This window comes from Streptomyces sp. CB03234 (assembly GCF_001905885.1).
Lineage (GTDB): Bacteria > Actinomycetota > Actinomycetes > Streptomycetales > Streptomycetaceae > Streptomyces.
Genome location: NZ_LIYH01000007.1, coordinates 389,066 through 409,542 on the forward strand (window position 1 = coordinate 389,066; position 20,477 = coordinate 409,542).

Annotated in this window: 13 protein-coding genes; 5 read left to right on the forward strand and 8 right to left on the reverse strand. The window is 72.5% G+C overall.

Annotated elements, in window-relative coordinates:
* Positions 1 to 99: 99 nt before the first annotated feature.
* Positions 100 to 768, forward strand: a complete 669-nt coding sequence (locus AMK26_RS30375; protein ID WP_073758686.1) for a response regulator — start codon at positions 100 to 102, stop codon at positions 766 to 768.
* Between the two features lie 243 nt (positions 769 to 1,011).
* A complete protein-coding gene (locus tag AMK26_RS30380; RefSeq protein ID WP_073758505.1) occupies positions 1,012 to 2,049 on the forward strand; it encodes a lytic polysaccharide monooxygenase in 1,038 nt (345 codons plus the stop codon).
* Positions 2,050 to 2,096: 47 nt separating this feature from the next.
* On the opposite strand, the gene AMK26_RS30385 is transcribed toward AMK26_RS30380, so the two are convergent.
* The 3 genes from AMK26_RS30385 to AMK26_RS30395 all read right to left on the reverse strand — a co-directional run bounded on the left by AMK26_RS30385 (position 2,097) and on the right by AMK26_RS30395 (position 5,442).
* Positions 2,097 to 3,146: an LLM class flavin-dependent oxidoreductase gene (locus AMK26_RS30385; protein ID WP_073758507.1), complete on the reverse strand. Its 1,050-nt coding sequence runs from the start codon at positions 3,144 to 3,146 to the stop codon at positions 2,097 to 2,099.
* An 11-nt stretch (positions 3,147 to 3,157) separates the two neighbouring features.
* A complete protein-coding gene (locus AMK26_RS30390; protein WP_073758509.1) occupies positions 3,158 to 4,033 on the reverse strand; it encodes an esterase/lipase family protein in 876 nt (291 codons plus the stop codon).
* Positions 4,034 to 4,194: 161 nt separating this feature from the next.
* Positions 4,195 to 5,442, reverse strand: a complete 1,248-nt coding sequence (locus AMK26_RS30395; protein WP_073758511.1) for a cytochrome P450 — start codon at positions 5,440 to 5,442, stop codon at positions 4,195 to 4,197.
* A gap of 117 nt (positions 5,443 to 5,559) precedes the next feature.
* Here AMK26_RS30395 and AMK26_RS30400 point away from each other — a divergent pair, with 117 nt between their 5' ends.
* The gene (locus AMK26_RS30400) at positions 5,560 to 7,038 is read left to right on the forward strand and encodes an FAD-dependent oxidoreductase (RefSeq protein WP_241838116.1); all 1,479 of its coding nucleotides are present in this window, start codon (positions 5,560 to 5,562) and stop codon (positions 7,036 to 7,038) included.
* A gap of 26 nt (positions 7,039 to 7,064) precedes the next feature.
* On the opposite strand, the gene AMK26_RS30405 is transcribed toward AMK26_RS30400, so the two are convergent.
* Together AMK26_RS30405 and AMK26_RS30410 are read right to left on the reverse strand one after the other, a co-directional pair.
* Complete coding sequence (locus AMK26_RS30405) at positions 7,065 to 8,024, reverse strand: DNA polymerase Y family protein (RefSeq protein ID WP_073758515.1); 960 nt, start codon at positions 8,022 to 8,024, stop codon at positions 7,065 to 7,067.
* Positions 8,021 to 11,629, reverse strand: a complete 3,609-nt coding sequence (locus tag AMK26_RS30410; RefSeq protein ID WP_073758688.1) for a DNA polymerase III subunit alpha — start codon at positions 11,627 to 11,629, stop codon at positions 8,021 to 8,023. The genes AMK26_RS30405 and AMK26_RS30410 overlap by 4 nt, the downstream gene beginning before the upstream one ends.
* 140 nt (positions 11,630 to 11,769) lie before the next feature.
* Here AMK26_RS30410 and AMK26_RS30415 point away from each other — a divergent pair, with 140 nt between their 5' ends.
* Positions 11,770 to 12,807 carry a DUF3533 domain-containing protein gene (locus AMK26_RS30415; protein WP_073758517.1) on the forward strand — a complete coding sequence of 346 codons (1,038 nt, stop codon included), beginning with the start codon at positions 11,770 to 11,772 and terminating at the stop codon, positions 12,805 to 12,807.
* A gap of 52 nt (positions 12,808 to 12,859) precedes the next feature.
* On the opposite strand, the gene AMK26_RS30420 is transcribed toward AMK26_RS30415, so the two are convergent.
* Positions 12,860 to 13,945, reverse strand: coding sequence for a S1 family peptidase (locus tag AMK26_RS30420; protein ID WP_073758519.1), 1,086 nt, complete (start codon positions 13,943 to 13,945; stop codon positions 12,860 to 12,862).
* Positions 13,946 to 14,236: 291 nt separating this feature from the next.
* Between AMK26_RS30420 and AMK26_RS30425 the strand changes: the two genes are divergently transcribed.
* Positions 14,237 to 15,106, forward strand: coding sequence for an alpha/beta fold hydrolase (locus AMK26_RS30425; RefSeq protein ID WP_198944200.1), 870 nt, complete (start codon positions 14,237 to 14,239; stop codon positions 15,104 to 15,106).
* Positions 15,107 to 15,110: 4 nt separating this feature from the next.
* Here AMK26_RS30425 and fxsT read toward each other — a convergent pair whose 3' ends face one another.
* Together fxsT and AMK26_RS30435 are read right to left on the reverse strand one after the other, a co-directional pair.
* Entirely contained in the window at positions 15,111 to 19,043 is a 3,933-nt protein-coding gene (gene fxsT / locus AMK26_RS30430; protein WP_073758523.1) for an FxSxx-COOH system tetratricopeptide repeat protein, read from the reverse strand.
* The gene (locus tag AMK26_RS30435) at positions 19,027 to 20,391 is read right to left on the reverse strand and encodes a TIR-like protein FxsC (protein WP_158071157.1); all 1,365 of its coding nucleotides are present in this window, start codon (positions 20,389 to 20,391) and stop codon (positions 19,027 to 19,029) included. Before AMK26_RS30435 ends, fxsT begins: the two co-directional genes overlap by 17 nt.
* Positions 20,392 to 20,477 lie beyond the last annotated feature (86 nt).

Sequence of the window (20,477 nt, forward strand, 5' to 3'; positions counted from 1 at the left end):
GTGAAGTGGCCCACATGTTGCCCGCGCGTTAAGAACCTGTCTCCCTTCCGCAACCAACGGACGTTGTGGTCGTTGTGGTCGGGACCTAGCGTGTCGCCGGTGACAAAGGTGCTGGTGGTGGACGACGACTTCATGGTCGCGAAGCTGCACAGCCGCTATGTGTCCGCGGTGGACGGTTTCAGGGTCGTCGGGGTGGCGCACAGCGGCGCCGAAGCGCTGCGCGCGGCCGAGGCGCTGCGCCCCGACGTGGTCCTGCTGGACATCTACCTGCCCGACATGGACGGCATCGGTGTGCTGCGCGCGCTGCGGGCGGCGGGGCACGGCGTCGACGCGCTGTTCATCACGGCGGCCCGGGACGCGGGCACCATCCGCTCGGCGCTGCGCGCCGGGGCCCTGCACTACCTGATCAAGCCGTTCAGCCAGGCGGCACTGCGGGAGCAACTGCTGCACGTGGCGTCCCTGCGCAGCCGCCTGGAGTCGCTGGACGAGGCGCGGCAGGAGGACGTCGACCAGATCTTCGGCACCCGCCCGCCCGGCTCCCGCGAACTCCCCAAGGGCCTGGCCGCCCACACCGCCGACCTGGTGGACCGCATCCTCCGCGACCACCCCGCCGGCCTGTCCGCCACCGAGTGCGCGGAGGCCGGCTCCCTCTCCCGCGTGAGCGCCCGCCGCTACCTGGAGTACTTCGCGGAAACCGGCCGCGCCGAAGTCACCCTCCGCTACGGCGGCACGGGCCGCCCGGAACGGCGCTACCGGCGGGTGGGGTGAGGGGCCCCTGGGCCTCCGGCCGGGCCGGTTCCTGAGCGTCTTCTTAGCGTCGCCTTAAGCGGAGCATAAGGATCCTCATCTGAGGCTCCCAGCAGCGGATTTCGGCCTTGTGAGGGGCTAGCTTGCTGATCAACGGGGCTGGTCCGGACCGTCGGTGCCGAAGCCGGGGGGCTGCGCCGCCCGTCCGGAAGCCGGCCCCGTAACCCCCCACACACCGCTTTCCCGTCGAAGGAGAACGTCACCATGACTGGTCGCCGCAGCAGCACGGCAGCCGCCGCCGTCGCCCTGGGCATCGCGCCGCTCGCGCTCGCCGGACTGGCCGCGTCGCCGGCCGCGGCGCACGGCACGTTGACCGATCCGGTCAGCCGGGTGTCCGCCTGTTACGCCGAGGGGCCGGAGAGCCCGGATTCGGCGGCGTGCAAGGCGGCGGTGGCGGCCAGCGGGGCGCAGGCGTTCTACGACTGGAACGAGGTCAACATCGCCAACGCCGCCGGCAACCACAAGCGGCTGATCCCGGACGGCAAGCTGTGCAGCGCGAACCGCGACAAGTACAAGGGGCTGGACCTGCCCCGGGGTGACTGGCCGTCGTCCGAGCTGACCGCCGGCAACCACACCTTCCGCTACAAGGCGACCGCCCCGCACAAGGGCTCCTTCGAGCTGTACATCACCAAGGACGGCTACGACCCGTCCAAGCCGCTGAAGTGGTCGGACCTGGAGGCGAAGCCGTTCGCCAAGGTCACCAACCCGACGCTGGAGAACGGTGCGTACGTCTTCGACGGCACCGTCCCCGCCAAGTCCGGCCGCCACCTGGTGTACTCGATCTGGCAGCGCTCGGACTCGCCCGAGGCGTTCTACACCTGCTCCGACGTGGTGTTCGGCGAGGACAACGGCTCTGCGGGCGCTCCCGCTCCGACCGCGTCGGCCCCGTCCGACGAGCAGATCGAGGACGGCGCGGACCAGTCGACGGTCGACCACGGCGGTCACGGGGGCGACGACCACGGCGACGGCCACGGCGACGACCACTCGGCGGAGCCGTCCGCGCCCGCTTCGCCTTCCGCGCCGGCTCCGGCGGCTCCGGCGGCTCCCACGGAGCCGGCCAACGCGCCCGAGGCCAACGGCGCCGGCACCCCGTCGCCCGCCGCCGCGCCGGCGAGCGGTGAGAACCTCGCCGAGACCGGCGGCAGCGGCACCACCGCGTACCTCGCCATCGGCGGCGCGGGCGTCCTGGCGATCGGCGCCGCGGTGCTGTTCGCGACGACGCGCCGCAAGTCCGCTCGCTGACGTCCGGCGTACCGGGGCCCACCGCGCAGGCGGGGGCCCCGGCTCCGTCATGCCCAGGTCGGCATGATCCGCTCGTGGATCAGCCGCAGCTGCGTGTCCACGTCCGCGACCCCGTCCAGGTCCCGCCCGGTGAAGGCCCGCACCAGGCTGCGGTCGGTGATCGCGCAGATCATGTGGTTGACCCCGCTCGGCTCGATCTCCCGGCGGATCTTCTCCAGGCACTCCTCCGGCGTGCCCGACACCGACAGCTTCTCCGCCACCTCCGGTGAGGTCAGCTCGATGCCCCGGGCGAGGTCGCCGCCGCCGATCGCGTCGATCACCGGCTTCAGCTCCGCCGGGTCGACCCCGTTGCGGCGCAGTTGCTCCTCCGGCATCGACGAGGCGTAGATGCCGACCATGGAACGGGCGGCCTCCTTCGCCTTGGCCGAATCCGGCCCGGTCGCGAAGACCACCCACGCCCCGATGTCCAGCGACCGCCAGTCCTTGCCGGCCCGCTCGGCGCCGGCGCGGATGTGGGTGACGGCGTAGTCGTACGCCTCGCGCGTGTAGCTGAGCGCGTGGTGGCAGCCGTCCGACAACTCCCCCGCAGCCTCGAAGGACTTGGGCCCGCGCATCGCGCCCAGCTTGACCGGCAGGTGCTCCTGCACCGGGCGGGCGAAGGTGAACAGCCCGTTGTAGGTGAAGAATTCGCCGTCGTACGTGATGCTTCCCTCGTCCAGCAGGGTGCGCACCACGTGCAGCGCCTCCTTGGTGCGGGACAGCGGGCGCTGCCGGGCCCAGTCGATGCCGTACTGGGCGAGGAGGCCGAAGTTGCCGCTGGACAGGACGCCTTCGGCGCGGCCGCCGGAGAGTTCGTCGAGGGTGGCGAGGGACTGCGCGATCAGGGTGGGTTCGCGCAGCACGACGGAGGAGAGGCTGGGGCCGAGGCGGATGCGGCTGGTCTGTCCGGCCGCCGCGGCGAAGAGCAGCCACATGTCCTTGTGCCAGGTCTCGTCGGCGGCGTAACAGGCGTGGAAGCCGAGTTCGTCGGCGAGCCTGATGGAGGCCAGGGACTCGGTGAGGGGGTAGTCGGGCAGTAAGACGTAGCTGAACTTCACGAAGTCACCCTTCAGTCGAAGACCGACGCGCACGTGGTGGGCGTCGCGTGCGCCGGATCGAGTGCGTTCACGACCTCGTGGAACACGATCCGGTCGGTCAGCCCTATCGCCACGTGCTCGGAGAAGTCCAGAGGGCACAGGTCCTGCAAGAGCACGTTCCGGACATTCGGGCCGTCGAGGAACTGGGAGCGGTACGGGGTGACGACCTGGTCGTACTTGGTGGCGATGACGGTGTAGCGGACGCCCGGGACGGTGTCGCCGCCCTCGTTGAGCTTGGTGAGGAACGGGGAGCCGGCCACCTGGTCGGCGAGTGCCGGGGTCTTCTCGTTCAGCAGGTCGGCCACGCCGGGGAAGTACGGCAGCAGCGCGGTGAGGCCGAGGAGGGTGGTGCCGTGGTTGTCGGGGGCGATGCCGACGAGGGCGTTCACCTTGTCGGCGCCGCCGAGGAACTTGAGGTAGTGGCGGGGCATCATGCCGCCCTGCGAGTGGCCGACGAGGTCGGCCTCGGCGGCGCCGGTCGCGGCGAGGACCTTGTCGACGTACGCGTCGAGCTGCTCGGCCGACTTCTCGATGGGGCCGAGGCCGTGGACGAACGGCACGCCGGGCAGCTGCCCGTAGTCGAGGGAGAAGACGCAGTAGCCGCGCCCGACCAGGTAGGGGGCGAGACCGAGCCAGTTGTCGACGGAGTTCGCGAAGGTGCCGTGGACGAGGACGACGGGGCGGGGGTGGGCGGGTGACGGCTTGCAGGTGTAGTCGTTCCAGCCGCTGCTGGGGGCGGCGGCTTGGGCGGCGGAGGCGGGGGTGAGGGTCGCGGCGACGGCCAGCAGCAGGACGGCCGACGCTCTGAGGGCACAGCGCACGCGTGCGGGCAGGCGTGAGGGCAGCATCGAGTGGTCTCCTTGCGGCTCAAGGAATGGGGATGGGGCGGTGGCGGTACGCCCTGTGGCCCGGACCACTGTGGGGACGCACGGCAGACATGCCGTGCTCATGCCAAGCTACGCACGCGTAACGACGCGAGGGAAGTTACGCGTCGGTAAAAACTGACGGTCTACCACCTCACCGGCAGCCGCAGCGGAAAACGCCGGATCGTCGCGGTGTCCCACACCACCTCCCGCGCCGGCACCGCGAGGCGCAGCCCGGGGAAGCGGGTGAGCAGGGCGCCGACAGCCGCCCGCAGTTCCGCCAGCGCCAGGGGGGCGGCGACACAGTGGTGTCCGCCCCAGCCGAAGGTCATATGAGGGTGGACCGGCCGGTCCGGGTCGAGCACATGGGGGTCGCGGAACACCCGGGGGTCCCGGTTGGCCGCCAGGTACGACACATGGACGAAATCGCCCGCCCGGACGAGCACCCCCTCCACCTCCACGTCCTCCAGCGCGACGCGCGGGATGCCGACGCCCTTGCGGAACGGGATGAGACGGAGGAGTTCGTCCAGCACCCCGGGCAGCCGATCCGGATCGCGTACCAGCGCGGCCCATTGGCCGGGGCGGGTGAGCAGGGTGTGGACGATGTTGCTGATCTGGCAGGTGGCCGTGTCGTTCCCGCTGAGGATGAGCGTCACCGCCAGGACCGCCAGCTCCTCGTCGTTCAAGGGCTTCTCGCCGTCCTCGGGGGCGGCGGCGGCCATGGCGCTGAGGAGGTCCTCCCCCGGCGCCCTCCGCCGCTCCACGACCAGACCGGCGAAGTAGTCGCGCAGGTAGCGCTTCGCGTCCGCCGCCGCCCGCCGCGCCTCCGGTGCCGTGGTCAGCATCTCGTGCGTACGGCGCAGCAGTACGGGCCTGTCGGCCGGGGCGACGCCCAGCAGTTCGCAGATGGTGTGGTGCGGCAGGGGTGTGGAGAGGTGGTGGGCCAGGTCGGCCGGCGGGCCGTGCTCGGCCATCTCGTCCAGCAGGTGGCCGGCCACTCGATCGATGGCCGGGCGCATGCGCTCCACGCGCTTCTTGGTGAACGCCCGCGCGGCGGCGTGGCGCAGGCGGGTGCTGTGCGGAGGGTCCAGCACGTTGACCGACTCGGGCGAGACGATGGGCTCGGGTGTCAGCCGCGGGTAGTCCCGGCCGACGATGGCCGCGCGGCTGAACCTCGGGTCGGTGGTCACCTGGCGTACGCCGTCGAACGTGGTGACCAGCCACGCCGCCGAGTCGCCGTAGGGCAGCCTGATCCGGGTCACCGGGCCCCGGGCCATGAGGTCCGCGAGCAGCGGATCGAAGTCCAGGGCCTCGCTGAAGTCGAAGGGGCAGCTGATGGCGTCCGGCCATGTGGGCGGATGTTGGCGGTCACTCGACGCGTCCACCTGATTCATGGGCATATCCCGCATATGCCGCATCTTGCGGTAGATGACTGTTCCGTGCACTCCAGAGCCGTGACCGACGGCAGAAAGCGGTGAGAGATGCCAGCCGACGCACATCGAGGAGCACCGGTGCACGGTGCCGTGGACGTCCTGGTCGTCGGCGCCGGCCCCACCGGGCTCACCCTCGCCTGCGACCTGGCCCGGCGCGGCGTACGCACCCATGTCGTCGAGGCGGCCGACCGGCTGTTCTCCGGGTCGCGCGGCAAGAGCCTGCAGCCCCGCACCCAGGAGGCCCTCGACGACCTCGGCGTCATGGACGCGCTGCGGGCCGAGGGCGGGCCGTTCCCGCCCATGCAGACCTGGCGGGACGGGCGGCGGGACGGCGAGTGGCGGCTGATCGAGCCGGACCCCGAGGCCCCGGTGTCACGGTTCCCGGAGCCGTGGCTCGTTCCCCAGTGGCGTACGCAGGAGATCCTGCGGGACCGGTTCCTGGAGCTGGGCGGGACGGTGGAGTACGGGACCCGGCTGACCTCCCTGCACCAGACGGACCGGCACGTACTGGCCGAGCTGGCGCAGGCCGACGGCAGCCGCCGGACGCTGACCGTGCCGTACCTGGTCGGGTGCGACGGCGGGCACAGCACCGTGCGCGAGGCGCTGCGCATCGCCATGAAGGGCGGGGGGAGCGATCTGCACCCGGCCGTGGTGGCGGACGTACGCGTCCGGGGCCTGGACCGCGACCACTGGCACATCTGGCTGGACGACCCGGACACCCGGGGCGTGGGCAGCGTGCTGATGTGTCCGCTGCCCGGGACCGAGGACTTCCAGCTGAACGCCCGGGCCGACGGCGAGGACCGCGAGGTCACGCCGGAGACGGTACGGGCCCTGATCGCCGCCCGGACGCACCTGCCGGCCGACGCCGTCACCGATGTGCTGTGGGCCTCGTACTACGAGCCCCGTACGGCGCTGGCCGAGCGCTTCCGGGACGGCCGGGTCCTCCTCGCGGGGGACGCCGCGCACGCCCACCCGCCGGGCGGCGGGCAGGGCCTGAACATCGGCGTCCAGGACGCGTACAACCTGGGCTGGAAGCTGGGCCAGGTCCTGCGCCACCACGCCCCGGACGGCCTGCTGGACAGCTACGAGGCCGAACGCCGCCCCGCCGCCGCCCACGTCCTGGAGCTGAGCACCCGGCTCTACCGGACCGGCCGCAGCCCTGAGGGGGGCAGCGAGCAGGCGCGCCACCGCGGCCGGGTCACCCATCTGCTGTCGGTGCGGTACCGCGAGAGCGCCCTGAGCACCGAGACCCGGGAACGGCTCGCCGACACGGCCGTCCAGGCCGGCGACCGCGCCCCCGACCTGCCGTGCGCCACGGCGGGCGACGGTCCTGAGCGGCTCCACGAGCTGCTCGCCGGCCCGCACTTCACCCTGCTCGCGGTGGACCGCACACCGCCCCGGGTGCCGTCGGAGATCGTCACGCACCGGGTGACCGGCGGAGCCCTGGCCGAGGCGCTCGGCGCGGGGCTGTTCCTGATCCGCCCGGACGGCCACATCGGGCTGGCCACCCAGGACCCGGCGCACCTCGACCGGTACCTCGCGAAAGTCGGCTTCTAGGGCGAAGGTCGGCTTCTAGGCGACTTCTAGGCGGCGAGCGACCCCGGCACGATCGCCCCCGGCCCGAACCTCGCCCGCGCCTTGTCCGCCACCGCCTCGATCCGCCGCGCTTTGTCGTCGGCCGGGTCGAGGGACAGCTGGTGCGCTGCCTTGTCGGCGGGCATCAGGCCCTCGGCGCGCAGCCCGACGGCCCGCACCCGGGCCCGCTGCAACCCGAGGGCCTCGTGCATCGCGTACGCGGCCTCCGCCAGCGCGGCCGTGTGGGCGGTCGGCTCGCGCAGGGTGCGGGTCCGGGTGGTCGCCGACCGGTCGGCGTACCGCACGGTCAGCGTCAGCGAGCGGCACACCTGCTCCTCGCCCCGCATCCGCGCGCCCAGTTCCCCGGCGAGCGACAGCAGGGCGCGCCGGTGCCGGTCCTGGTCCAGCTCGTCGCGGTCGAAGGCCCGTTCGGCGGCGACCGACCGGGACGCGACGCCCGGCACGACCGCCGTACGGTCGATGCCCTGCGCCCGCTCCCACAGCTCGCGGCCCGCCCGCGCGCCCACGATCCGCTGGAGCACGGCGAGCGGCGCGGCGGCGACGCGCCCGATGGAGTCGAGCCCGTACGAGCAGAGCGTCTTCGCGGTGGCCGGGCCGACGCCGTACAGCGCGGCGACCGGCTTGTCCCGCAGGAACGCCTCCGAGTCGTCGACCACCAGGGTCGTCCCCGGCACCGCGTCCCGCGCGGCCATGCGGGCCAGCATCGGGTTGGGCCCGGCCCCGATGGCGCAGTCCACGCCGTACAGGGCGAGCGCCCGGACGCGGATGACGGCGGCCAGTTCGGCGGGGCCGCGCCGGAAGTACCGTACGGCGCCGCGTACGTCGGCGAGCGCGGCGTCGGGCGGGGTCGCCTCGACAACGGGCGTGAACTGCTCCAGCATGCCCACCAGGTGCGGAAGCAGCGCCTCATGCATGGGCTCCAGCCGGAATCGTACGTAGAGGATCATCCCGCGCTCCCCTGACTCTGGTGCCACAGCTTCTTCGGAACCCCTGCCGTGCCCTCGCCCGCCGGGCGGAGGTCGGCCCAGGGGTTCATCTCGTATCCGGTGGGCAACGTGATCCGCCGCCCGCTGTCGGAGGACGAGGACGACGGGCCGCCCGGCATCGGCTCGGCCAGCCGCGCCGCCACCGCGTCCAGGCCGCCCTCGCGCCGCAGCTCCACCAGCTCGGCGAGGTTCCAGGCGGCCGAGCCGACGACGCTGAGGCTGCGCGGGCCGCGCCGCTGCACCACACCCCGGACGAGCAGCAGCCAGGAGTGGAAGACGGTGTGCGCGCACCGCTCGTGGCTGTCGTCGAAGAAGGCCAGGTCGACCAGGCCCGTTCCGTCGTCGAGGGTGGTGAAGATGACGCGCTTGCCGGACCGGATGGGCGGGGTCTGGGTGGCCGCCTTGGCGCCCGCGACCAGCACGGTCTGCCCGTGTGGCGCCGCCCGCAGTTGCTGGGCGGAGACCACGCCGAGTTCGGCGAGGAAGGCGTGGTGATCGGTCATCAGGTTGCGGGAGGCGTCCATGGACAGCACGCCCAGCTCGGCGCTGAGCCGTTCGGTCTCGTTGAGGTCGGGCAGCCCGATGGGCGCGGACGTGCGGCCGCCCGCGAGCGGGAGCTGGTCGCCGTACGAGCCGGAGCCACGCTGGAGGCGGTGGAGTTCGGCGAGGTGCAGCAGCAGGTCGCGCCGGTTGCCGCCGAACGCGTCCAACGCGCCGACCTGGGCGAGCCGTTCGGCGACGGGACGGCTGGGACGGGCCCGCTCCCAGAAGTCCAGCAGTGAGGCGTACGGCTGACCGGCCTCGATGCGCGCCGCCTCCGCCTCGCTCATGCCGTGGACGTCCGAAAGGGCCAGCCGCAGGCCCCACTTGCCCAACGAACCGGACACCAGTTCGATACGGTGTGCGACCGCCGACCGGTTCACATCCACCGGCAGCACCGGCACCCCACGCCGCCGTGCGTCCGCCAGCAGGAGCCGCTTGGGGTACATACCGGGATCATGCGTGAGCAAACCGGCATAGAAAGCGGCAGGATAGTGCGCCTTCAGCCACGCCGACTGGTACGTCGGCACGGCGAAGGCCACCGCGTGCGCCTTGCAGAAGCCGTAACTGCCGAAGGCCTCGACGATCTCCCAGGTGTGCGCGACGACGTCGTCCGCGTACCCCTTGGCCTTCGCGTGCCGCTCGAACCAGACCTTGATCCGGCCCTGCGACTCGGGGTCGGACAGCCCGCGCCGTACCGCGTCGGCCTCCTCGCGGCCGCAGCCGGTCATGATGTCGATGATCTTGATGATCTGCTCGTGGAAGACGACGACTCCGTACGTCTCCCTCAGCGCGTCCTCCAGGTCGGGGTGCGGGTAGCGCACCGGCGCCCGCCCGTGCCGGGCCTCGATGAACGGCCGCACCATGTCGGCCGCGACCGGCCCCGGCCGGAACAGCGAGATGTCCACGACCAGGTCGTGGAAGGTGGACGGCTGGAGCCGCCCGACCAGGTCGCGCTGGCCCGGCGACTCGATCTGGAAGCAGCCGAGCGTCTCGGCGGAGCGGATGAGGTCGTACGTGGCGGGGTCGCCGGGCCGCACCTGCTCGGGGTCGTCGATGTCGACCACCTCGCCGCTCGCCCGCTCGACCTCGGCGACCGCGTGCGCCATCGCCGACTGCATCCGCACGCCGAGGACGTCGAGCTTGAGCAGGCCCAGCTCCTCCACGTCGTCCTTGTCGAACTGCGACATGGGGAAGCTCTCGCCGCTGGTCGGTACCACCGGCGTACGCCGGAGCAGCGAGGCGTCCGAGAGGAGCACCCCGCACGGGTGCATGGCGACGCCGCGCGGCAGCGCGTCCAGCGCCTCGACCAGCTCCCACAGCTTGCCGTACTTCTCCCGCTCGCCCGCCAGTTCACGCAGCTCGGGCAGCTCGTCGAGGGCGGCACGGGCGTCGCGGGCGCGGATGTGCGGGAAGGACTTGGCGATCCGGTCGATGTCGGCCGGGTCCATGGACAGGGCGGCGCCCACGTCCCGTACGGCGTGGCGGACACGGTACGTCTCGGGCATGGCGACGGCGGCGACCCGCTCCGGGCCGAAGCGGTCGAGGATGGCGCGGTAGACCTCCAGGCGGCGGGCGGACTCCACGTCGATGTCGATGTCGGGCAGCACGGGCCGGCGTACCGACAGGAAGCGCTCCATCAGCAGGCCCTGCTCGACGGGGTCGGCGTGGGCGATGCCGAGGAGGTGGTTGACCAGGGACCCGGCGCCGGAGCCGCGCGCGGTGACGCGGATGCCCATCTCGCGGGTGTCGTCGACGACCTGGGCGACGGTGAGGAAGTACGAGGCGAAGCCGAGCCGTTCGATGGTGCGCAGCTCGTCCTCCAGCCGGTTCCAGTACGCCCGCTTCCGGTCGTGGCCGCGCAGCACCATCCCGGCGGCGCAGCGTGAGCGCAGCACCCGCTCGGCGGTGCGCCGGCCGGCGCCCACCAGGTGCGCCTCGGGGAAGTGGACGGTGCCGATGCCCAGGTCGTCCTCGGGGTCGACCAGACACGCGGCGGCGGTCTCCTCGGTCATGGCGAGGAGCCGGTGCGCGGTGTCGCGGCGCAGCCCGGCGGCCTCGGCGACCAGCTCGGCGGTGGCCGCCATCGCGGCCGGGTCCTTGAGCCAGCGCTCACCGCTGTCGAGGCCCTTGCGGGGGTCGATGGGCACCAGGCGGCGGGCCGCGTCGAGGACGTCGGCGACCGGGCCCTGGCCGGGGTCGGCGTACCGCACGGCGTTGGTCAGCACGGCGCGTACGCCCTGCTCGGCAGCGAACCCGAGGGTGCGGGCGGCGTGCCGCAGCGAGCCGGGACCGGTGCCGGTGCGGCCGTGGTGGACGACCTCCAGGCGCAGGGCGTCGCCGTGGATCTCGCGCCAGGGGGCGAGGAGCCGGGCGGCGCGGTCGGGGCGGCCGGCGGCGAGGGCGCGGCCGATGTCGGAGTCGGGCCCGAGGAGGACGGTGACGCCGTCGCCGTGGTTCTCGGCCCAGGGGAGCAGGGGGCTGCCGCCGTGCCCGGCGGGGCGCCCGGTGGCGTACCGGGAGGCACGTCCGGCGGCCTGCCCGGCACCGTCCCCGCCCGCCCGTCCCGCCGCGTACCCGGCACCGTCCCCGGCGTACCCGGCACCGTCCCCGGCGTCGTATCCACCGCCGTGTCCGGGCGCCGTGCCGTCCTCCTCCGCGTGCGCGGCGGTGATCAGCCGGCACAGGGTGGCCCACCCCTCGCGGGACCGGGCGAGGAAGACCGCGCGGGGCGCGGACTCGTCGACGAAGGCGCCGCCGCGCACGGGGGTGCGACGCCGCTCGGTGGGCCCGTCCGCCCGGGTCGCCGGTCCGTCGATCGCGAGGTCGACGCCGAAGAGCGGCCGGACGCCCTCCTTGGCGCAGGCCGCGGCGAAGCGGACCGCGCCGGCGACGGTGTCGCGGTCGGTCAGGGCGACGGCGTCCATGCCGCGCTCGGCGGCGCGCGCCGCCAGCCGCTCCGGGTGCGAGGCCCCATAGCGCAGGGAGAAGCCCGAAACGGTGTGCAGATGCGTGAACCCTGGCACCCGCACCTCCTGGATCAATCCGGTCTCACCTCCCCCACTACCACCATAGACCAGTTTCGAACATTCGTACGACACGAATCGGATCCGCCATTCGGCCCGCCCCACCTGCGCGAATACCGCGCGCCCCGGAGCGTGGGGACATGAAGCTCGCCGCCGAAGTCAGGAACGCCGTCACGCCCCGCGCCGCGCTGCTGGTCATCGGCGTGCTCGCGCTCCAGCTGCTGTTCATCGCCTCCTATGTGGGCGCGCTGCACAATCCGAAACCCAAGGACGTGCCCTTCGGCGTGGTGGCACCGGGCCCGGCGGCCGCCCAGGCCGAGGCCCGGCTGGCGAAGCTGCCCGGTGACCCGCTCGACCCACGGGTGCTCGCCGACCCGGCCGAGGCGCGGCAGCAGATCATGGACCGGGAGATCGACGGCGCACTGATCATCGACCCGAGGGGCACGACCGACACCCTGCTGGTCGCCTCCGGAGGCGGCACCGTCCTCGCCAACGCCCTGAACACCATCGCCACCGGGATCGAAAGGCCGCAAGCCCGCACGGTACGGACGGTGGACGTGGCCCCCGCCTCGCCCCAGGACTTCGACGGCCTGTCCGCGTTCTACCTGGTGGTGGGGTGGTGCGTGGGCGGCTACCTGCTCGCCTCGATCCTGGCGATCAGCGCGGGCTCCCGGCCCGCCAACCCGCAGCGCGCCATCATCCGGCTCGTCGTCCTGGCGCTCTCCGCGATCCTCGGGGGCCTCGGCGGCGCGGTGATCGTCGGCCCGGTCCTGGGCGCCCTGCCCGGCAGCGTGGCCGCCCTGTGGGGCCTGGGCGCCCTGGTCGTCTTCTCGGTCGGCGCGGTCACGCTGGCGCTCCAGGCGCTCACCGGGATCGTCGGCATCGGCCTGGCGGTCCTGCTGATCGTGATCGCCGGAAACCCGAGCGCGGGCGGCGCCTTCCCCAGCCCGATGCTGCCCGACTTCTGGCGGGCGATCGGCCCGGCCCTGCCGCCGGGCGCGGGCACCTGGGCGGCACGCTCGATCGCGTACTTCAAGGGCAACGCGCTCTCCGGAGCGATGCAGGTCCTCGCCATCTGGGCGGTCGTCGGCACCGTACTGACCCTGGTGATGTCCGCCGTCCGCCAGCGGACCGACCGGGACGACGCCGTCGCGCCGGCCGGCGCGGACACCGCATGAGCCGGGCCCCGGATCGGCATCGACCCGGGGCCCGTCATGCCGTACGCGTACGTCAGCCGATCTGCGCGCCGAAGGTGGTCAGCGCCTCCGTGACCGGCTGGAAGAACGTCTCACCGCCCGAGGAGCAGTCACCGCTGCCGCCCGAGGTCAGACCGACCGCCGCGTCGCCCGAGAAGAGCGAGCCGCCGCTGTCGCCCGGTTCGGCGCACACATTGGTCTGGATGAGCCCCTCGACGACCTGCCCGTTGCCGTAGTTCACCGTGGCGTTCAGGCCGGTGACCTCGCCGTCGTGGACCTGGGTGGTCGAGCCGCTGCGGGTGACCTTCACCCCGACGGTCGCCTCGATCGCCTTGGTGATCGCCTGCGTGCTGCCGTTGTAGAGGTCGACCTCGCTCGGGTGCGCGGTGTCACCGGTGTACTCGACCAGCGCGAAGTCATTGCCCGGGAACTGGGAGTCGGCCATCGTGCCGATCGCCTGTCCGCCCTGGGACTCGGCCCACTCGCTGCCCGCCTTGCCGCAGTGGCCGGCCGTGATGAAGTGCGGCCGGCCGTCCTTGACCACGTTGAACCCGAGCGAGCAGCGTCCGCCGCCGGAGTGGATGGCGTCACCGCCCGCGATGAGCGGCTTGAACTCGCCCGCCGTGCGCCTCAGTTCCGCCTTCGAGCCGAGCCCCTTCACCACCTCGGTGAGCCGGTCCAGCGACGCGCCCTCGACGGTGCGGTCGGCCGTGACGACGACTTTGTTGGTCACCGGGTCGACGGCCCACGACGTGCCGGGTATGGTCGCCCGGCTCTTCAGGGTCTGGCGGGCGCCCGTCAACTCGGCCAGAGTGTGCTGGACGAGTCTCGCCCTGCCGCCCGCCTCGCGTACGGACTCGGCCGCCGCCTCGTCCACCACGTTGACCACCAGGGCCTTGGACTTCGCGTCGTAGTACGCGCCGGCCGCGTCGCCGCCGAGAGCCTTGTCGAGCGTCGCGGCGAGGGTTCCCGCCGCCGGCGCCGACAGGGACTTCACGGTGAACCGGGGCGCTTCCTCACTGGCGTTCGCAGTCTGGAAGGTGACTCCCGCTCCGAGCAGAGCGACAGCGGCTCCGCCGGCGATCGCCGCACGCCTTTTGGGTATGCGTCGGTGATTCACAACGTCGACCTCTCCTGTGGGGGGCCGCGTCCGGGCAGTGGGGTGCCCTGACACGGAGGATGGTCAGCCCACTATCCCGATACCAACCGGTAGCACACAAGGTCGACTTCAGGACGCGCACGCGACCTTCACTCTGCGCCCCCGGCACTCCCACTACTCCCGACGCCTCGTGCCGGTTCCGTTTGCGAATACCGGGCCCGTCCCGACAGGCGACAAAGCGACCCCGTACAGGCACCCTGATGGGTAATCACACCAAGGACGCTCGAAGGACACTCGAAGGGGGCGGGGGGCTTGCGACGTCGGGTGCGCGCGGCGGACGGCCGGCATCTGATGGTGGAACGCCTGGGGGACCCACAGGGCCGTCCGGTCTTCCTGCTGCACGGCACGCCCGGCAGCAGACTGGGACCGGCCCCGCGGGGCATGGTGCTCTACCAGCGCGGCATGCAACTGATCGCGTACGACCGCCCCGGCTACGGCGGTTCGGACCGCCTGGCGGGGCGCAGCGTCGCCGATGTGGCGTCGGACGTGGCGGACATCGCGGACGCGCTCGGCCTGGAGCGGTTCGCGGTGGTGGGCCGCTCCGGCGGGGCGCCGCACGCGCTGGCCTGCGCGGCCCTGCTGCCGCACCGGGTGACCCGTACCGCGGCGCTGGTGACGCTGGCGCCCCGGGACGCGGACGGGCTGGACTGGTTCGAGGGCATGGCCGCCTCGAACGTCACGGAGTACACCCACGCCACCCTCGACCCCGACGGGGTGGCCGCCCGCCTCACGCCCCGCGCCGACGCGATCCGCAAGGACCCGGTCCGGCTCCTGGACGACCTGCGCCGGGAGCTGACCGCCTCGGACCGGATGGTCGTCTCGGACGCGGGCGTACGGTCCATGCTGCTGCGCAACTACCAGGAGGCGCTGCGCACCTCGGCGTACGGCTGGATCGACGACGCGCTGGCCTTCTGCAGCCCCTGGGGGTTCGACCCGGCCGACATCCCGGGCGAGGTGCTGCTGTGGCACGGCGAGCAGGACGTCTTCTCACCGGTCGGGCACGCGCGCTGGCTCGCCGAGCGCATCCCGGGCGCGACGGCCGTCCTGGAACCGGCCGCCGCGCACTTCGACGCCCTGCACGCCCTGCCCCGCGTCCTGACCTGGCTGCTGGACGCCATGTGAAGGGTCACACCGCGAGCGGCTCCAGGTCCCGGTGCACCCGGCGCTCGTCCCGCGCGAGGCGGGTCAGCGCGTGGTCGTCGCCCAGTTGGCGGGCGAGTTCGTCGGCGGTCTCCGTCCGCAGCTGGGCCGCCTCGTCCTTGCGGCCCAGCGCGCTCAGCGTGACCGCCAGGTTGGAGGCGACGCCCAGCACCTCCGGGTGGTGGGCGCCCAGGACCTCGCGCAGCGTGCGCACGGCGCGCTGCTCGATCGCCAGGGCCTCGTCCAGTTCACCCAGGTCGGCCTTGGCGTTGGCGAGGTTGACCGTGCAGAACAGGGCGTGCGGGTGCCGCTCGCCCAGGACCTCCCGCATGACCCGCAGCGCGGCCTGGAGCAGTTGCTCGGCGGTCTCCGGCGCCCCGCAGCCCCACTGGTAGATGCCCAGGTTGTTGAGGGCGGCCAGGGTGTAGGGGTGCCGCTCCCCCGGCACCTCCCGGTACTGGTCGACGACCTCCTGCGCCAGGTCGCGGGCCGCGACCGGCTCCCCGGCCGCGAACAGGTCGGCCGCCAGGTTCAGGTCGCAGGCCAGCGAGTCCGGGTGCGCGTACGTGTACTTGGCGCGGTACCGGTTGCGGGTGGCCGTGGTGAGCCGCCGCGCGTCCTCCAGTCTGCCCGCCCGGCGCAGCGACACGGCGAGGCTCTTGCCGGCGGCCAGGGTGCCGGGGAAGGCCCGGCCGAGGGTGTCCTTGTAGATGTCGTACGTACGGGAGAGCAGCGTCACCGAGTCCTCGTACCGTCCGACCTCCCGCAGGTCGCGCGCGAGCGAGGTGGCCGAGGACAGGGTGTAGGGATGCTCGGGGCCGAGCACCTCGGTGCGCCGGTCGAAGACCTCCTGGTCGATCTCGCGGGCCCTGGAGTACTGGCCGACCATGCGCAGGTTGAGCGCCAGGTTGTTCGCGGCGGCCAGGGTGCGCGGGTGGGAGTCGTGGAAGATCTGGCTGAAGCCCTCGTGCGCCTCGGTGGCCAGCTCCATCGCCCTGCCGTACTGGCCGAGCGCGCCGAGGTCCATGGCGAGGCTGGAGGTGGTCATGTACGTGTGCGGGTGGGACCGGCCGAGGACGGCGCGCTGCCGCTCCAGGGTGACCTCGTCCAGCTCCCGCGCCTCCACGTAACGGCCCTGGGAGCGGAGGATGTTGGAGAGGTGGAAGCGCAGGTAGAGGTACTGGAGGTCGTCGTTGCCGAGCATCTCGCGCCAGGCGTCGCGCAGGTCCTCCGCGAGCGCGCCGGCGGTCTGCCAGTCGCCGCGCTTCCAGAGGTAGCGGACGCGGTCGATGAGCAGCCGGCGTGTCTCGGGCTCCTTGCAGTACCGGGCCTCGGAGGTGCCCAGGTGCGGCCAGATGGTGGCGAACCGGGGCCAGGTCTCGGGGTTGTCGATCGGCTCGTCGTCGTCGGGCCGGGCGCCGGCGAGGATCCGGTGGACGGCGTGCCGGGCCTCCCGCTGCTCCTCCTCGGACAGCTGGGCCCGGATGACGGCCTGCACCAGCCGGTGCACCTGGATGGAGTTCGAGACCTGGTCGACCTTGGCCAGGGCGAACCGGCCGATCTCCCGGATCACCCGGCCCAGCACCAGCTTCTCCTGGAGGGAGGCGTCGTACGGCTTGAGGGCCTCGATCATCTCCTTGCTGTAGAGCAGGTTGGCGTGGATGGGCTCGGGCGCGAAGAACGCGCACAGCTGGAGCAGCCGCACGGCGGCCGGTGAGCGTTCCTTGAGCCGTTCGATGGAGACGTTCCAGGTCGCGGCGACCGGCTCGGGATAGCCGGCCGGCTGGTTGAGCGCCAGGGTGCGGGCGGCGGCCTCCTCCAGCTGCTCCAGGTAGGTGGCGACCGGGGTGGCCGTCTCCGCGATCCAGGCCGCGGCCTGTTCGACGGCGAGCGGCAGATCGCCGACCGCGGTGGCGACCTTGTCGGCGTCCTCGACGCTCAGCCCCTTGGCGCGGCGCTGGAGGTGCTCGATGGACTCCTCGCGCAGGAACACGTCGACCGGCAGCGCGTCGCCGTACTGCGACCAGGTCTGGTTCCTGGAGGTGACCAGGATGTGCCCGCCGGTGGGGAAGAACCGCTTGAGCGCGTCGGGGTCGTCGGCGTTGTCGAAGACCAGCAGCCAGCGGTTGGACGGCACCCCGCGCCGCAGCAGGTCGATGGCCTCCTGGGAGGCGGCGGCCATGTCGTCGCCGCCCTGCGCGCCGAGGCGGACGGCCAGCTCGGCGAGGCCGGCGATCACGTCGTCGGTCTGCTCGGCGGACATCCACCACACCAGGTCGTAGTCGGCCATGAAGCGGTGCACGTACTCCAGGGCGACCTGCGTCTTGCCGACGCCGCCGAGCCCGTACAGGGTCTGCGGCTGGGGCAGGACGACGGCCATCCCGCCGCCGAGCTGGTCGCGCATCCGCTCCAGGACCATGGACCGGCCGGTGAAGCCGGGGTTGCGGGGCGGCGCGTTCCAGATCTTCGGCACCGTCCCGGGGAAGCGCGGACCGGGCGGGACGCCCTCGTTGAGCTTGACGGGCCGGTCCAGGGCGCGCAGCAGCGCGGCGGTGGCGTGCACCTCGTCGAGCCGGAACAGGTCGACGGGGTTGCGGTCGATGTACGGGGTGGTGAGCCGGACGTCCCCGACGCGCAGCGGCAGCAGGTGGCGCCGTCCGCCGCCCGGATCCTCGGCGGCGGCCCGCTCCCACACCTCCACCGCGCGGGCCGACTTGAGGTACGCGCTGGACAGCAGGACGACCGTGCGGGCGGCGTTCTCGGCGGCGTGGAGCACGTCGGTGCCGCTCGTCGCCGGGTCGGCGGAGACGTCGCGCGGGACGACGCGGAAGCCGGCGCGGGTGAGGACGGACTCGATCCAGTCGGCCCACATGCGGTTCTCGGCGACGTACGACAGGAACAGGTCGGCGGGCAGGGCGGGGCGGCGGCGGGTGAACGCGTCACGGATCCGCAGCCGTACCTCCTCGTTGACCGCCGGCATGGCGGTGACGTCCCCGTCGGTGACGACGGCGGTCAGCCGCTCGAAGGCGGAGAGCAGCGAGTTGGCGATCCCGGCGTCGTCGCCGAAGGTGGCGAGGGTCTCCTCGTACGCGTAGTAGGGCCGGTACGGGATCTCGACCGCGCCCCAGTAGGAGGCCAGCTCCTCCCCCGTCAGGCCGCTGGGGAAACCGTCGAACTTCAGCCGCGCCAGCGCCCGGCCCGCGTCGGCCTTCTCCTTCTCGCCCTCGTCGATCCGCATCGGTACGGGGAAGATCCGGATGCCCCGGCCGCCGTAGCGCTCGTCGATCTGGCGGGCGACGGCGGCGGCGCCGTCCATGGACTGGTCGCTGAGGGTGAAGCAGTCCACGAGGGCGTCGGGCAGGTGGACCGTGCAGATGTCGGCGATGTCGCTGAGGCCGGTGCGGCTGTCGATGAGGACGTAGTCGTAGTTGGCCTTCATGTCGTCGCGCAGCGCGTCGAAGAAGTGCCCGCCGCCGAGCCGGTCGTAGAAGTTGTCCCAATCGAAGGTGGAGACGGTCGCGGAGTACTCGCGGTTCTGCTTGCCCGCGGAGACGAAGTCGAGGGTGCCGCCGTCGGGGAACTCCCAGCCGAGCGCCTCCGGGGTGAGGGAGACGGCGTGCGGCTGGATGCGCGCGTAGTCGCGGTGCCAGTCGTCGGGCCGCTGGACGGGGCTGGTGGCGGCCCAGGCGTATTCGGTGATCAGGTCGATGACGCCGGTGGTGGCGCCGAGGGTGGACGGGTCGAGGAAGGGGTGGAAGAAGCGGTGCAGGCCGGGTGCTTCCAGGTCCCAGTCGACGGCCAGGACCCGCTTGCCGTTCGCGGCGAGAATCCAGGCCGTGTTGGCCAGGGCCATCGTCCGTCCCGTACCACCCTTGTAGGAGTAGAAGGTGACGATGCGTCCGTCACGACTGGCTGTCATCCAGGTCCTCCGCATCGGGCGCGATCTCGTGCGTCTCGGGTATGTAGTGCGTGGTGCCCAGTTCATTGGCCATCGGGCCGCGCAGCCGGGGCCGTTCGGTGTGCCGGCCGCCCGCGGGCGGGTAGACGGTGGCGTGCCGCAGGTACTGCTGGGCGGCCGCCTCCACCACCTGGGGCAGGATCTGGCCGAACGCCTCCATGGTCGGTACGCCTCTGGCGGCGGCGCGGCTGGCGGCGCGGCCCTGGCCCATCTTGATGGGCATGGTCTCTTCGAGTGTCCGGTTCAGCTCGGCGTCCGCCGCCCTGGTCTGGTGGTCCAGCTGGTTGCGGGGGACGACGACGCTCACCCAGGGGCGGTGTTCCGCGTCGAAGGCGGCGAGCCGTTCGCGGCGTTCGTCGTCCTTGAGGGCCCAGCGGTCGAGGAGCAGGATCTCGGGGCGGCTGGGAGGCTGCTTGGCGTCGGGCGGGCCGGCGTCGTGGTCGAAGGAGGTGACGGTGGCCTGGTAGTTGAGCGAGCGGACCAGGTCCTCGGTGACGTAGGCGAGCGGCCGGGCGGCGTCGGGGTGGTACGGGTTCCAGTCCTGCGGCATGTCGCCGTAGTACTCGGGGTCGCGGCCCTCGGGCAGGTCGTGGCGGGTGGGGGCGGCGACGGTGACCTGGAGGGGTCTGGGGCCGCGGCCGGGGGTGCCGAAGGCGCTGGGCGCGGAGCGGTAGTCGACGGGCCTGCCGGGGCTGATGCCGGCGGTGTCGGCGACGGAGACGATGCGTTTGGCCAGTTCGTAGACGGCCCGTTCGTACTCCTCGGCGAATATCCGGAGTTTGATCAGGCCGTAGAGCCCGTCGGTGACGTACCGGTCGCCGAAGTCGCGGTGGTTGAACTGGAGCCGCTCGGCGGGGCCGGGGAGCTGCTCGGGCGGGACCGGGACCCACAGGGCGGGCACGATGGCGTCGGCGGGCTTGTTGTGCTTGGCGTGGTGGTAGATCGCCCGGGTGGCGAAGGCGTACCACTCCTTGCCGCACATCTCGCTGGCGAAATAGCGGGGCGAGAAGAGGGGGACGAAGACCCGGCAGGTGGCGAGGACTTCTCCCAGCCGTTCCGACCAGCCCTCGCCGGATCGTATCTCCCGGTCCATGAACCCGGCGGAGGCTCCGGCGGGGAGATCGGTCATGGCCATCACATGGCCGCACAGATCGCGGTAGAGCCGCTCGACCCACATGTCGGGATCGGGGCCACCGGCTCCGTACCTCGGCGTGTGCGCATAACTCAGGAAGAAGTACGGCCGATGGTCCGCCGCGCGCGCTTGCGGTGACGCCTCCACACGACCCCCGTCCTCTGTGATCACTCGCATCCGGGATGAGAAGGATACGAGCTGATTAATCATTCCGGAGCAGGCTTTGCTCCACCCCCACGACGTTCAGTCATTCAACGCTGCTT

Coding starts and splice junctions, on each gene's coding strand:
- AMK26_RS30380 (WP_073758505.1), top strand. CDS start 1,012: ATGACTGGTCGCCGCAGCAGCACGGCAGCCGCCGCCGTCGCCCTGGGC.
- AMK26_RS30390 (WP_073758509.1), bottom strand. CDS start 4,033: ATGCTGCCCTCACGCCTGCCCGCACGCGTGCGCTGTGCCCTCAGAGCG.
- AMK26_RS30395 (WP_073758511.1), bottom strand. CDS start 5,442: ATGAATCAGGTGGACGCGTCGAGTGACCGCCAACATCCGCCCACATGG.
- AMK26_RS30405 (WP_073758515.1), bottom strand. CDS start 8,024: ATGATCCTCTACGTACGATTCCGGCTGGAGCCCATGCATGAGGCGCTG.
- AMK26_RS30415 (WP_073758517.1), top strand. CDS start 11,770: ATGAAGCTCGCCGCCGAAGTCAGGAACGCCGTCACGCCCCGCGCCGCG.
- fxsT (WP_073758523.1), bottom strand. CDS start 19,043: ATGACAGCCAGTCGTGACGGACGCATCGTCACCTTCTACTCCTACAAG.
- AMK26_RS30435 (WP_158071157.1), bottom strand. CDS start 20,391: ATGCGAGTGATCACAGAGGACGGGGGTCGTGTGGAGGCGTCACCGCAA.